This window comes from Amnibacterium soli (genome assembly GCF_039544415.1).
Classification (GTDB): Bacteria; Actinomycetota; Actinomycetes; order Actinomycetales; family Microbacteriaceae; genus Amnibacterium; species Amnibacterium soli.
The window spans coordinates 743,526-755,812 of record NZ_BAABLP010000001.1; the positions used below are offsets into that span (position 1 = coordinate 743,526).

Consider the following 12,287-nt stretch of genomic DNA (forward strand, 5'->3'; position numbering starts at 1 on the left):
CGACGGTGGTCGCGCCTAGCCTCGACCCCATGGCTGCACCCAGGGGGAAGGACGCTGCCCGCGCGACCGTCGCCCGCAGCGCGGGCACGACGACGCGCGCTCGGGCGGGCTCCGGCACCGGACGATCGACGTCGACGCGAGGCGCGGGCAACCGCACGAAGGCGCTGCCGGCGCAGGACCAGGACACCGTCGCGACCAGGGCGTACCTGGGGCTCGCGCACGTCGCGGGCGGTGCCGCCCGCACGTTCGGTCCCGAGACACTGCAGAAGGAGCAGCGCCGCGACGGCGTGCCCTTCCTGCTGCTGCTGCTCGCGGTCGTCGGTGGGGCAGTGGAGTGGTTCTTCCGCACCAACGCGGTCGCGCAGGCCGTGCACCTCTACACGTTCGGCGGCCTCCTCGGCTCGATCACCGTCGGGCTGCCGGTCTTCATGGCGGTCCTCGCCCTCTGGCTGTTCCGCCACCCCGCGACCGTGCACGACAACGGCCGCATCGGCGTCGGCTCCGCCATGCTCATCGTCTCGTCGTCGACGCTCGCGCAGGTGATCGCCGGCAACCCGCAGCCGGAGCACCTCCCGCAGCTGGCCGCGGGCGGCGGCGTCGCCGGCTGGCTCGTGGTCACGCCCCTGGAGGCGCTCGCCGGCGGCAGCGCCGCGCTGCCCGCCGCGCTGGCCGCCGTCGTGCTCGCCCTCAGCCTGTTCGTCCTGACCAAGACGCCGCCGAACCGTCTGCCGCAGCGCCTCCGCGAGGCGCACGCCTACCTGTTCGACACCGGCGCCGCGGCCGAGCAGCCGGCCGCGCCGGCGCCCGCCGCCAAGCCGAAGCGCGGTGCGAAGGCCGAGCCGGCTGCAATCGACGCCGTCGGGGACGACCTGCACGGTGCGGACATCGCCGAGCTCGGCCTCGAGGAGAGCGAGCCGGCGCGCGGCGAGCGCCGCCGCTGGTGGCCGGGCAGCCGGAAGCAGGCCGAGGCCGTCGTCGAGGAGCCCGTGCGCGAGGGCGACCCCGCCTACGACTCCCCGCTCATCCCCGCCGCGACCGGCGCGGTGCCCGCCGCGCCGACGGCGCAGGTCGAGGACCCGTTCGTCGAGCAGGCGGGGGCCGCGGTGCCCGAGCCGCAGCACTCGGACGACGACCCGGACTTCGGCTTCCTCACCCTCGACGAGCTCGCCTCCGGGCGCACCGAGGTGGTGCCGCAGCTCGCGCCCGCCGCGGTGCCCGCAGCAGCCGCGGCCGTCGTCGCGGTCGACCCCCACGAGGACGAGCAGCCCGCCGCCGCGCCCGTCGAGGACGCGCCGGAGGAGGACTCCGGGTACCAGGCGCAGGCCCCGGCCGGCGCGTACCGCCTGCCCCCGGAGCACGTGCTTTCCGCCGGCTCGGTGCCGAAGGCGAAGACCGAGGCGAACGAGCGCATCAAGGCCTCGATCCAGAGCGTGCTGGACGAGTTCAAGGTGGACGCTCGCGCGACCGAGTACATGCGCGGACCCACCGTCACCCGCTACGAGGTCGAGCTGAACCCGGGCGTCAAGGTGGAGAAGGTCACCGCGCTGGCGAAGAACCTGTCGTACGCCGTCGCCTCCAACGAGGTCCGCATCCTGTCGCCGATCCCGGGCAAGAGCGCCATCGGCATCGAGATCCCGAACGAGGACAAGGAGATCGTCAGCCTCGGCGACATCCTCCGGTCCGGCCCCGCCCGCAAGTCGACCCACCCGATGACCATCGGCATCGGCAAGGACGTCGAGGGCGGGCACGTCGTCGCCAACCTCGCGAAGATGCCCCACCTCCTGGTCGCCGGTGCGACCGGTGCCGGCAAGTCGTCCTTCGTCAACTCGATGATCACGAGCCTGCTCATGCGGGCGACGCCGTCCGAGGTGCGCATGGTGATGGTCGACCCCAAGCGGGTCGAGCTCACCGCCTACGAGGGCGTGCCGCACCTCATCACGCCCATCATCACGAACCCGAAGAAGGCGGCCGAGGCGCTGCAGTGGGTCGTGAAGGAGATGGACATGCGGTACGACGACCTGTCGTCGTTCGGCTTCCGGCACATCGACGACTTCAACCGCGCGATCGAGAACGGCGAGATCCGCCTCCCGCCCGACTCCAAGCGCAAGCTGTCGAAGTACCCGTACCTGTTGGTCGTGGTCGACGAGCTCGCCGACCTGATGATGGTCGCCCCGCGCGACGTCGAGGACTCGATCGTCCGCATCACGCAGCTCGCCCGGGCCGCCGGCATCCACCTGGTGCTCGCGACGCAGCGCCCGTCCGTCGACGTCGTCACCGGTCTGATCAAGGCCAACGTGCCGAGCCGTCTCGCGTTCGCGGTGAGCTCCGCGACCGACAGCCGCGTCATCCTCGACAAGGTCGGCGCCGACAAGCTGCTCGGCCAGGGCGACGGCCTGTTCCTGCCGATGGGCTCCGCCAACCCGATGCGCATCCAGGGCGCGTGGGTCAACGAGGCCGAGATCGCGAAGGTCGTCCAGCACGTCAAGAACCAGCAGCGCCCCGACTACCGGGAGGACGTGGCCGAGGTCGCGCCGACCAAGGAGATCGACGGCGACATCGGCGACGACATGGAGCTGCTGCTCGCGGCGGTCGAGCAGGTCGTGACCACGCAGTTCGGGTCCACCTCCATGCTGCAGCGCAAGCTGCGCGTCGGGTTCGCGAAGGCCGGCCGCCTGATGGACCTGATGGAGTCGCGGAAGATCGTCGGTCCCTCCGAGGGGTCGAAGGCGCGGGACGTGCTCGTGTCGTCCGACCAGCTCGCGGACACCCTCGCGGCCATCCGCGGCATGCCGGGCAACGGCGCGTCCGCGGGCGGCGGCGGCAAGGTGGCGCTCGACTACTTCGACGACGACTCGTCGTCGGACGAGGAGTCCGAGGACGCGTGGAACCTCACGGACCGCGCATGAGCGCCGCGTCGACGGTGGGCGGGAGCGGAGCCCGCGGCCGTACCCTGCTGCCATGAGCGGTCCGGAGGCGGTGCGGCCGCGGATGCTGCGCGCGGGCGACGGACCGGTGAGCACGTGGAGCGTGCCGAACCTGATCTCGTTCGCCCGGATCGTGCTCGTGCCGGTGTTCGTGGTCGTGCTGCTCGCCGGGGCCCACGACGTGGCGGGCCGCTGGATCGCCGCGGCGCTCTTCGTGGTCGCGATCGCCACGGACGCCGTGGACGGCCATCTCGCGCGCAGCCGGAACCTGATCACGGACCTCGGCAAGATCCTCGACCCGATCGCGGACAAGGCGCTGACCGGTGCGGCGCTCGTGGTGCTGTCGGTGCTGGGCGAGCTGCCGTGGTGGGTGACGCTGGTCGTCCTGGTGCGGGAGATCGGGATCACGGTCTGGCGGTTCGTCGTCCTGGCCAGGGGACGGGTGGTGCCGGCGTCCAAGGGCGGCAAGACGAAGACCGTCCTGCAGTCCGTCGCCATCGGCCTCGCCCTGGCGCCGCTGCCTGCACTGCTCGGGTCGTGGATGGACGTCGTGAACACGGTGGTCATGGCCGCCGCCTTCGTCGTCACCGTCGTGACCGGGATCCAGTACCTGATCGACGACCGCCGGCTGAACCGGGCATGACCGCTGCGCGGGTGCTCGAGCTCTTGCGGAGCGAGGGCCGCACGCTGGCGGTCGCCGAGTCGCTGACGGGCGGCCTGCTCGCCGACGCGTTCGTGCAGGTGCCGGGCGCCTCGGCGGTGCTGCTCGGCGGCGTCGTCGCCTACGCGACGCCGGTGAAGCACACGGTGCTCGGCGTGGACGGCGACCTCCTGGACCGGGAGGGGCCTGTGGATCCGGAGGTCGCCAGGCAGATGGCCGACGGCGTGCGCCGGGCCGTGGCGGTCGACGGACGGGCCGCCGACGTGGGCGTGTCCACCACCGGCGTCGCGGGTCCGGAGGGTCAGGGCGGCAGGCCCCCGGGCACGGTGTGGGTCGGCGTGGCCGCGGGGGAGCGGCGGATCGCCCGCACCGCGGTGCTGCCCGGCGACCGCGCGGCCGTGCGGGAGGGCGCCGTCCGACTCGCCCTCGCGACGCTGCTCGAGGCCCTCGAGCAGCAGGAATAGCCCACGTTTCGATCCCGTTACTTCTGGCAGGTCGGCGCCCCGGTGTCGCCGGGCGGTCCTACCTTGGGGGCAGGTTCCGCAGGGTATGGTGGCCGTCCGCTCCGGCGGGTGGCCCCAGGCCACCGGGTTCCGCACCTGCCAGCACGCGCACATCGAGGAGGAGGGGACATGGTTCTCGTTCGTCAAGAGCTCGGCGACGTCCTGCGTGACTTCCGTCTGCAGAAGGGCCGCACCCTCCGCCAGGTCGCCAGCAAGGCCTCCGTGGCCCTCGGGTACCTGTCCGAGGTCGAGCGCGGTCAGAAGGAGGCGTCGAGCGAGATCCTCGCGTCGGTCGCCGACGCGCTGGAGACGCCCGTCTCCGTCATCATGCGCGAGGTGGGCGACCGCCTCGCGGTGCTCGAGGGCATCGAGGTGCCCGACGCCCTGCCCGCCGACTTCGGCGAGCGCTTCGCCCGCGGCGAGGGCGCCGTGGGCGCCCGCCGCCCCGACCTCGTCGCCCACTGAGGGCCTCGCGACCGGTCCGACCGTGAAGGTCAGTGAGTTCCGACTCGCCGTCGACGAGGAGTTCGGCGACCCGCAGGGTCGCGTCCTCGTGAAGGAGCTCGTCATCGACGACCTCGGCGGCCGCACGGCCGAGGAGGCCCTCGCCGCCGGCATCCCGACCGCGCAGGTCTGGACGGCGCTCTGCCGCGCCAACGACGTGCCGCGCGAGCGCTGGCACGGCCGAGGACGCCCCGTCCACTCCTGAGCCCCGTCTCCCGCACGCCGGTCCGCCGGCTGCGGTCGAGCACGTCTCGAACACGAATCACACCGATGTGGTTCTTCCTCGGCGTGTCGCTCGAAGTCCTGTTCGAGTGGAATTACGCTCCTCCCCAGGTGCTCCTGTCGGTCTCCGGCCGTCGCGCGCCTCCTCCGCCACCCGGTGTCGGAGGGGGTTCGTACAGTCGGATCCAGACAGGCGGAGTGCCGCCAGCCCTGTCGATTCCGCATCGGGGACGACAGCCGATGGGCAGCCGAGCGCCCCGGGACACCGGGCGCGCAGATCACGAGGAGAGACCTTCCATGCCATCCATCACCGACCGCGAGAAGGCCCTCGAGACCGCGCTCGCCCAGATCGACCGCCAGTTCGGCAAGGGCTCGGTCATGCGCCTCGGCAGCGACGAGCGCGCGCCCGTCGAGGTCATCCCGACCGGCTCGATCGCCCTCGACGTCGCGCTCGGCGTCGGCGGTCTGCCCCGCGGCCGCATCGTCGAGATCTACGGGCCGGAGTCCTCCGGCAAGACGACCCTGACCCTGCACGCCATCGCCAACGCGCAGCGCGCCGGCGGCATCGCGGCGTTCATCGACGCGGAGCACGCGCTCGACCCCGAGTACGCCCGCAAGCTCGGCGTCGACATCGACGCGATGCTCGTCTCGCAGCCCGACACGGGTGAGCAGGCGCTCGAGATCGCGGACATGCTGATCCGGTCGGGCTCGATCGACCTCATCGTCATCGACTCCGTCGCGGCGCTCGTGCCGAAGGCCGAGATCGAGGGCGAGATGGGCGACAGCCACGTCGGTCTGCAGGCCCGCCTCATGTCCCAGGCGCTCCGCAAGCTCACCGGTGGCCTGAACCAGACGAAGACCACCGCGATCTTCATCAACCAGCTGCGCGAGAAGATCGGCGTCTTCTTCGGCAGCCCCGAGACCACCGCGGGCGGCAAGGCGCTGAAGTTCTACGCGTCGGTCCGGCTCGACATCCGCCGCATCGAGACGCTGAAGGACGGCACCGAGGCGGTCGGCAACCGCACCCGCGTCAAGGTCGTCAAGAACAAGATGGCGCCGCCCTTCAAGCAGGCCGAGTTCGACATCCTCTACGGCGTCGGCATCTCCCGCGAGGGCAGCCTGATCGACTTCGGCGTCGAGCACGGCATCGTCAAGAAGTCGGGCGCCTGGTACACGTACGAGGGCGACCAGCTCGGCCAGGGCAAGGAGAAGGCGCGCGACTTCCTGCTGAAGAACGCGGACATCGCCAACGAGATCGAGCAGAAGATCCTCAAGAAGCTCGGCGTGGGCGCGTACAAGCAGCAGAACGCGGACGAGGCGGCGGCTGCCGCCGCTGCCGCCGGTCCGGCCGCCGCGCCGGTGGAGCCGATCCAGGCCCGCACGCCGGTGGCCCGCAAGGTGGGCGCCTGATCCATGGGTGAGCTGTTGCAGTTCCCCGGGGCCCGGGCGAGCGGCGACGCGCAGGAGGAGGGGGTCGAGCGTCGCTCGGCCCCCTCCCGGCTGCCGCGCGAGGTCGCGGAGCAGACCCTCGACGACATCGAGCGCGTGGCCGGCCCCGACGCGCGTCGCCGGGCCGAGCAGGCCGTCGGCCCGGTCGACCAGCCCCGCTGGACCGTGCCGGGCGTCGACGAGGGGTCGGTCGCCGCGCCGCCGCCGGAGCCGACCTCGACGCGCGCGTCGAAGCGGGCGGAGAACGTCGCGATCGCGGCCCTCACCCGGCACGACGCGTCCGAGGGCGAGATCCGGGCGAAGCTCGTCGCGAAGGGACTCGAGGAGCAGGACGTCGAAGCGGAGCTGGACCGGCTGCGCCGGGCAGGGCTCGTCGACGACGCGGCGTTCGCCGTGCGGCTCGTCGACCGGCTGCGCGAGCGGAAGGGCCTGGGCGACCAGGCGATCCGGTCGACGCTGCGCGGCCGCCTGGTGCCGCAGGCCGTCATCGACGCCGTGCTGGTGGAGCAGGCGGAGGACGAGGACGTCGCCGAAGCGCGACTGCTCGAGGTCGCGGAGGACCGCGCCCGTCGGCTCGGCTCCCTCGCGCCCGACGTCGCCGAGCGGCGGCTCACGGCGTACCTCATGCGCAAGGGGTACTCCGGCTCGTCCGTGCGCACCGCGGTGCGGGCGGCGCTCGCCTCCGCAGGGCTGCGCTGAAGCAGGCGTCCCGGTGATCGACCGGGCCGCGCGCTCCTCGCGCGGCCCGGGAGCACGGGGGAGCGCCCGCCTGGTTCCTACACTGCTCTGGTGAGCGCCACCGACCTCCTCGAGGCCCCGTCGCGCACCTACGAGGTGCGCACCTACGGCTGCCAGATGAACGTGCACGACTCGGAGCGGCTCGCCGGGTCGCTCGAGGCGGCGGGCTACACCGCGGCCGGCCCGGGCGAGCAGCCCGACGTCGTGGTGCTGAACACGTGCGCGGTGCGTGAGAACGCGGACAACCGGCTGTACGGCAACCTCGGGCACCTGGCGAAGGTGAAGCGCGACCACGACGGGTTCCAGATCGCGGTGGGCGGCTGCCTCGCGCAGAAGGACCGCTCGGCGATCCTCGAGAAGGCGCCCTGGGTCGACGTCGTGTTCGGCACGCACAACGTCGGCGCGCTGCCGAAGCTGCTCGACCGCGCCCGGCACAACCACGAGGCGCAGATCGAGATCCTCGAGGCGCTCGAGGTCTTCCCCTCCACCCTGCCCACGAAGCGCGAGTCCACCTACAGCGGGTGGGTCTCGATCGCCGTGGGCTGCAACAACACGTGCACGTTCTGCATCGTGCCGTCGCTGCGCGGCAAGGAGCAGGACCGGAGGCCGGGCGACGTGCTCGCCGAGATCGAGGCCCTGGTCGACGACGGCGCGATCGAGGTCACCCTGCTCGGCCAGAACGTCAACACCTACGGCGTGCAGTTCGGCGACCGGCAGGCGTTCGGCAAGCTGCTCCGCGCCACGGGCGGCATCGAGGGCCTCGAGCGGGTGCGGTTCACCAGCCCGCACCCTGCCGCGTTCACCGACGACGTGATCGACGCGATGGCGGAGACCGAGGCCGTGATGCCGCAGCTGCACATGCCGCTGCAGTCGGGCAGCGACCGCGTGCTCAAGGCGATGCGGCGCTCCTACCGGTCCGACCGGTACCTGCGGATCCTCGACGCGGTGCGCGACCGCATCCCGGACGCCGCGATCACGACCGACATCATCGTCGGCTTCCCCGGCGAGACCGACGAGGACTTCGAGGACACCCTCCGGGTCGTGGAGCGGTCCCGCTTCGCCTCCGCGTTCACGTTCCAGTACTCGATCCGGCCGGGCACGCCCGCGGCGACGATGCCCGACCAGGTGCCGAAGCACGTGGTGCAGGAGCGGTACGAGCGGCTCACGGCGCTGCAGGAGCAGCTGTCCTGGTCGGGCAACCGCGACCTGATCGGCTCGGAGGTGGAGGTGCTCGTCGGCAGCGGCGAGGGCCGCAAGGACGGCGCCACCCACCGCTTGTCGGGCCGGGCGCGCGACAACCGGCTGGTGCACGTCGGGCTGCCCGACGGCGCACCCCGGCCCCGCCCGGGCGACCTCGTCACCGTGCGGGTGACCGACGCGGCCCCGGCGTTCCTCATCGCGGACGCCGCCGGGCTCGAGGACGTCCGCCTCCGGCGCACGCGCGCCGGCGACGCGTGGGACGCCCGCGAGGCCGCCTCCTGCGCCGTCCCCGCCCCCACCGGCGGCACACGCGCGATCTCCCTGGGCCTGCCCGGCCGCCGGCCCTCCCTGCTCGGCTAGGGGCGGGCGTGCTGCTCGTGCTGGGCGGCGCCACGGGGACGGGCAAGACCGGGCTGTCGATCGAGGTGGCCGAGGCGATCGCCGCGCGCGGCGGTGCCGCCGAGGTGGTCAACGCCGACGCCATGCAGCTGTACCGGGGGATGGACGTCGGCACCGCGAAGGCGCCGCCCGAGGAGCGCCGCGGCGTGCCGCACCACCTGCTCGACCTCTGGGCGGTGACCGAGACCGCGAGCGTCGCCGTCTACCGGGAGGCCGCCCGGGCGGCGATCGCCGACGTCGAGGCCCGTGGCGCGACGCCGATCCTCGTCGGCGGCTCCGGCCTCTACGTCGAGTCCGTCGTGCGCGAGCTCGAGTTCCCGGCGACCGATCCCGACCTGCGGGCCGAGCTCGAGCAGCAGGCGGAGGCGCTGGGCGCCGACGCGCTGTGGCGTCGGCTGGCGGAGCAGGATCCGGAGGCCGCGGGCCGCATCCACCCGGCGAACCTGCGCAAGGTCGTGCGCGCGCTGGAGGTCGTCGGCCTCACGGGCCGGCCCTTCGCGGCCTCCCTGCCCGAGGCGGCCCCGCTCTGGCGCCCTGCCGTCCGCTTCGTCGTCGACGTGCCGAAGGAGCCCCTCGCGGAGCGGCTGATCCGCCGCGCGGAGGCGATGTGGCGGGACGACGCGCTGCTGGACGAGGTGCGGTCGCTGCTGCCGGAGGGCCTGGCCGACGGCCAGACGGCCTCGCGCGCGATCGGGTACGCGCAGGCGATCGCCGTGCTCACGGGCACGATGGACCGCGAGGAGGGGCTGGCCGAGACGGTGCGCCTGACCTGGCGGCTCGTGCGGCGGCAGCGCGCGTGGTTCGCCCGTGACGCGGAGGCGGTCGCGATCGACGGCCTCGCCGACGACCGGGCCGCGCGGGTGCTCGACGCGGCCGCGCGCGCCGCCGGCTGACGCCCCGGGTACCCTGGGTGCAGGTCGCCGAGCGGCCTCCTGAGGAAGCAGTCTCTTCCGGGCGGGTGGGTCTCGTCGAAGGACCCTGCGTGCGCACCTACGGCCGACTCCTTCGGCAGCCCTCAACCGCCGTCTCCCTGATCGCCGCGCTGGTCGGCGCCGTCCCGATCGGGATGTGGCCGCTCGCCATCGTGCTCGGCGCGCTCGACGCGGGCGGGTCCGCGGCCGACGCCGGGCTGCTGGCCGCCGTCTTCGGCGCCGGCAACGCGATCGGCGTCGTCACCCAGGGCGCGCTGCTGGCCCGCGTGCGCGCGAGCGTGCTGCTGCCCGCCTTCGCGGTGCTCGGCCTCGTCGCCGCGGTGCTGCTGCACGGCGGGTCCGGCACCACCGGCGCCGCCCTGGCCGGGTCGGCACTCGCCGGCCTGGCGATCCCCGCGATCACCCCCGCGGTCCGCGGGCGGTTCGCCACCTCGGTGCCCGGCGCCGACCGGCCCGGCGCCTACGCCCTGGTCAACGTGCTCTTCCAGGCCGGCATCGCGATCGGTCCCCTCGTGGCCGCGGCCCTCGCCTCCACCGGCTTCGTCGCGGTGGCGCCCGCGCTGGCCGCCGCGCTCGGGCTGGGTGCTGCGCTGCTGCTCGCCGCCGCCCACCGGGGGCGTCCCGCTGCCGCCCCAGCCGGGGTGCCGGCCCACGTCGGCCGGACGGTCGCCGGGCGCGGGGTCCTCGTGCTGCTGGGGATCGCCGCCTCGGCCGGCTTCGGGATCGGGACGCTGCAGGTGCTGGTGCCCGTCCGATCCGGCGCGGCGGCCAGCGGCGCCGCGTTCGCGCTGCTCGCCCTCGCCGAGGTCGCGGGGGCGGTGCTCGTCGGCGGGCGCGTCGGCCCGCGGTCCGCGACGCCCATGCTGCTGGCCGGCACGGCGGTCATGGCCGGCGTCTACCTGGTGCTCGTGGCCGGGGCGGGCGCGGTCACCGCGGCCGTCGTGCTCGGCCTCGCCACCGCGGTGCAGTCGCTCGGGTCCGCCCTGCTGCTCGACCGCTTCGTGCCGCCGACCCGCGTGCCCGCGGTCTTCGCGGTGCAGGTCGCGGTGCTGATCGTCGGCGCCGCGATCGGCTCGCTCGTCGCCGGGACCGCGCCGGACGCGGCGTTCCTGATCGCCGGCGGCCTGCTGCTCGTCGCAGCCGTCGTCGCCGCGGTGACGACCCGCCGCGCCGTGCACCGTCGGCCGGCGGCGCTCGGCTCGGACGTCCGCCCGGCGCACGCTCGCTAGGCTCCACCGCATGGCCGAGCTCCGATTCACGAAGGGGCACGGCACCGGGAACGACTTCGTGCTCGTCGCCGATCCCGACGGCGAGATCGACCTCGCCCCCAGCGAGATCGCGCGGCTCTGCGACCGGCACCTCGGCATCGGCGCGGACGGCCTCCTCCGCGCGGTGCGGGTCGGCGCCGACTCGAGCGCGCCCGCCGGCGACCCCGACGTCGACTGGTTCATGGACTACCGGAACGCGGACGGCTCCGTCGCCGAGATGTGCGGCAACGGCATCCGCGTGTTCACGGCCTTCCTGCTGCAGGAGGGCCTCGCGGAGCTGCCCCACGGCGCCTCGATCGCCATCCTGACCCGCGGCGGCGTGATGACCGTGCAGCGGACCGCGACCGGCTTCGCGGCCGACCTCGGCCGCTGGACGCGGGGATCCGACGACGTGGCCGTGCGCGTCGCGGGCGTCGACGTGGTCCGCCCCGGCCAGGCGATCGACGTGCCCAACCCGCACGTCGTGGTGGCCCTCGGCGACGACGAGGAGCTCGCGGGAGCCGACCTGACGGCGCCGCCGGTCCTCGACCCGCCCCCGCCCGCGGGCGCGAACGTGGAGCTGGTGCGGCCCGAGGACCCGCTGGTGGTGGACGGCGTCGCGCGCATCCGGATGCGCGTCCACGAGCGGGGGAGCGGCGAGACCCTGTCGTGCGGCACCGGCGCGGTCGCCGCGGCCCTGGCCACCCGCATCTGGGCCGGCACCGGCGCACCGGACGACTGGCGCGTCACCGTGCCGGGCGGCGTGCTCGGCGTGCGGATGTTCGCCGCGGAGGACGGCGAGCACGTGTCGCTGTCCGGCCCCGCGGAGCTCGTCTACTCCGGGGTCGTCGAGATCTGACCTCGCTCGAGCGCCCCGAGGCTCAGGGGCGGTCGACGCGCAGGACGCGGAAGCCCTTGTCCGTCGCTGCACGGCTGACGGCCAGCTCGGGGAACGACTCCGCGATCCAGCGCTGCAGCGAGTCGCCGCCGAGGTGCTTCGCGACCACCAGCCACGCCGACCCGCCGGTCGCGAGCCGCGGCAGCCAGGTGCTCAGCAGGTCGTGCAGCGACGCTTTGCCGATGCGGATCGGCGGATTGGACCAGATCGTCGCGAACCGCACGTCCTCAGGAATATCGTGGGGCGATGCGGTCTTGACATCTACGCCGGCGATGAGGGCATTCGCGGCGGCGAGCGTGAGGGCGCGCTCGTTCACATCCACCGCCCACACCGAAGCACCGGGAGACCGCCTGGCCATCGCGATCGCGATCGGACCCCAGCCGCAGCCGAGGTCCAGCAGATCCCCCTCCGTCGCAGGAGGAGGCACTGTCGCGAGCAGCACGGCGGTCCCACCGTCGAGGTGCTCCGCGCTGAACACGCCGTCGGCGGTCCGCAGCGCGAACGCCTCGCCCTGGAGCACGACGCGGATCGTGCGCTCGCGGGCCTCACCGGCCGGCGACGCCGAGAAGTAGTGCTCCCCATCCACGACGGATCATCGAACCACTGAAAT

12 protein-coding genes are annotated in these 12,287 nt (G+C 73.8%); 11 read left to right on the forward strand and 1 reads right to left on the reverse strand.

The genetic code is table 11. The annotated features are described in order from the left end of the window. The first annotated feature begins 29 nt into the window (after nucleotides 1-29). The 11 genes from ABEA53_RS03665 to dapF all read left to right on the forward strand — a co-directional run bounded on the left by ABEA53_RS03665 (nucleotide 30) and on the right by dapF (nucleotide 11,638). A complete protein-coding gene (locus ABEA53_RS03665; RefSeq protein ID WP_345479593.1) occupies nucleotides 30-2,906 on the forward strand; it encodes an FtsK/SpoIIIE family DNA translocase in 2,877 nt (958 codons plus the stop codon). A gap of 52 nt (nucleotides 2,907-2,958) precedes the next feature. Continuing rightward, on the forward strand, nucleotides 2,959-3,567 hold the full coding sequence (pgsA, locus tag ABEA53_RS03670; RefSeq protein ID WP_345479594.1) for a CDP-diacylglycerol--glycerol-3-phosphate 3-phosphatidyltransferase: 609 nt from the start codon (nucleotides 2,959-2,961) through the stop codon (nucleotides 3,565-3,567). Next, nucleotides 3,564-4,049 carry a CinA family protein gene (locus ABEA53_RS03675; protein ID WP_345479595.1) on the forward strand — a complete coding sequence of 162 codons (486 nt, stop codon included), beginning with the start codon at nucleotides 3,564-3,566 and terminating at the stop codon, nucleotides 4,047-4,049. The genes pgsA and ABEA53_RS03675 overlap by 4 nt, the downstream gene beginning before the upstream one ends. A gap of 168 nt (nucleotides 4,050-4,217) precedes the next feature. Then, nucleotides 4,218-4,553, forward strand: a complete 336-nt coding sequence (locus tag ABEA53_RS03680; protein ID WP_345479596.1) for a helix-turn-helix domain-containing protein — start codon at nucleotides 4,218-4,220, stop codon at nucleotides 4,551-4,553. A 22-nt stretch (nucleotides 4,554-4,575) separates the two neighbouring features. Next, the gene (locus tag ABEA53_RS03685) at nucleotides 4,576-4,797 is read left to right on the forward strand and encodes a DUF3046 domain-containing protein (RefSeq protein WP_345479597.1); all 222 of its coding nucleotides are present in this window, start codon (nucleotides 4,576-4,578) and stop codon (nucleotides 4,795-4,797) included. A gap of 314 nt (nucleotides 4,798-5,111) precedes the next feature. Next, nucleotides 5,112-6,224, forward strand: a complete 1,113-nt coding sequence (gene recA / locus ABEA53_RS03690) for a recombinase RecA (RefSeq protein WP_345479598.1) — start codon at nucleotides 5,112-5,114, stop codon at nucleotides 6,222-6,224. 3 nt (nucleotides 6,225-6,227) lie between these two features. After that, a complete protein-coding gene (locus ABEA53_RS03695; RefSeq protein WP_345479599.1) occupies nucleotides 6,228-6,962 on the forward strand; it encodes a regulatory protein RecX in 735 nt (244 codons plus the stop codon). 90 nt (nucleotides 6,963-7,052) lie between these two features. Beyond that, nucleotides 7,053-8,561, forward strand: a complete 1,509-nt coding sequence (gene miaB / locus ABEA53_RS03700; RefSeq protein ID WP_345479600.1) for a tRNA (N6-isopentenyl adenosine(37)-C2)-methylthiotransferase MiaB — start codon at nucleotides 7,053-7,055, stop codon at nucleotides 8,559-8,561. 8 nt (nucleotides 8,562-8,569) lie between these two features. Next, complete coding sequence (gene miaA / locus ABEA53_RS03705; RefSeq protein ID WP_345479602.1) at nucleotides 8,570-9,493, forward strand: tRNA (adenosine(37)-N6)-dimethylallyltransferase MiaA; 924 nt, start codon at nucleotides 8,570-8,572, stop codon at nucleotides 9,491-9,493. Between the two features lie 89 nt (nucleotides 9,494-9,582). Next, nucleotides 9,583-10,761 carry an MFS transporter gene (locus ABEA53_RS03710; RefSeq protein ID WP_345479603.1) on the forward strand — a complete coding sequence of 393 codons (1,179 nt, stop codon included), beginning with the start codon at nucleotides 9,583-9,585 and terminating at the stop codon, nucleotides 10,759-10,761. A gap of 10 nt (nucleotides 10,762-10,771) precedes the next feature. Next, complete coding sequence (gene dapF / locus ABEA53_RS03715) at nucleotides 10,772-11,638, forward strand: diaminopimelate epimerase (RefSeq protein ID WP_345479605.1); 867 nt, start codon at nucleotides 10,772-10,774, stop codon at nucleotides 11,636-11,638. 22 nt (nucleotides 11,639-11,660) lie between these two features. Here the strand turns inward: dapF and ABEA53_RS03720 are convergent, their stop codons facing one another. Beyond that, entirely contained in the window at nucleotides 11,661-12,263 is a 603-nt protein-coding gene (locus ABEA53_RS03720; RefSeq protein ID WP_345479606.1) for a class I SAM-dependent methyltransferase, read from the reverse strand. Nucleotides 12,264-12,287 lie beyond the last annotated feature (24 nt).

Bases quoted from the DNA above. Each gene is read 5' to 3' on its own strand.
- ABEA53_RS03680 (WP_345479596.1), top strand. From the start codon at position 4,218: ATGGTTCTCGTTCGTCAAGAGCTCGGCGACGTCCTGCGTGACTTCCGT.
- pgsA (WP_345479594.1), top strand. From the start codon at position 2,959: ATGAGCGGTCCGGAGGCGGTGCGGCCGCGGATGCTGCGCGCGGGCGAC.
- ABEA53_RS03695 (WP_345479599.1), top strand. From the start codon at position 6,228: ATGGGTGAGCTGTTGCAGTTCCCCGGGGCCCGGGCGAGCGGCGACGCG.
- dapF (WP_345479605.1), top strand. From the start codon at position 10,772: ATGGCCGAGCTCCGATTCACGAAGGGGCACGGCACCGGGAACGACTTC.
- recA (WP_345479598.1), top strand. From the start codon at position 5,112: ATGCCATCCATCACCGACCGCGAGAAGGCCCTCGAGACCGCGCTCGCC.
- ABEA53_RS03665 (WP_345479593.1), top strand. From the start codon at position 30: ATGGCTGCACCCAGGGGGAAGGACGCTGCCCGCGCGACCGTCGCCCGC.
- ABEA53_RS03675 (WP_345479595.1), top strand. From the start codon at position 3,564: ATGACCGCTGCGCGGGTGCTCGAGCTCTTGCGGAGCGAGGGCCGCACG.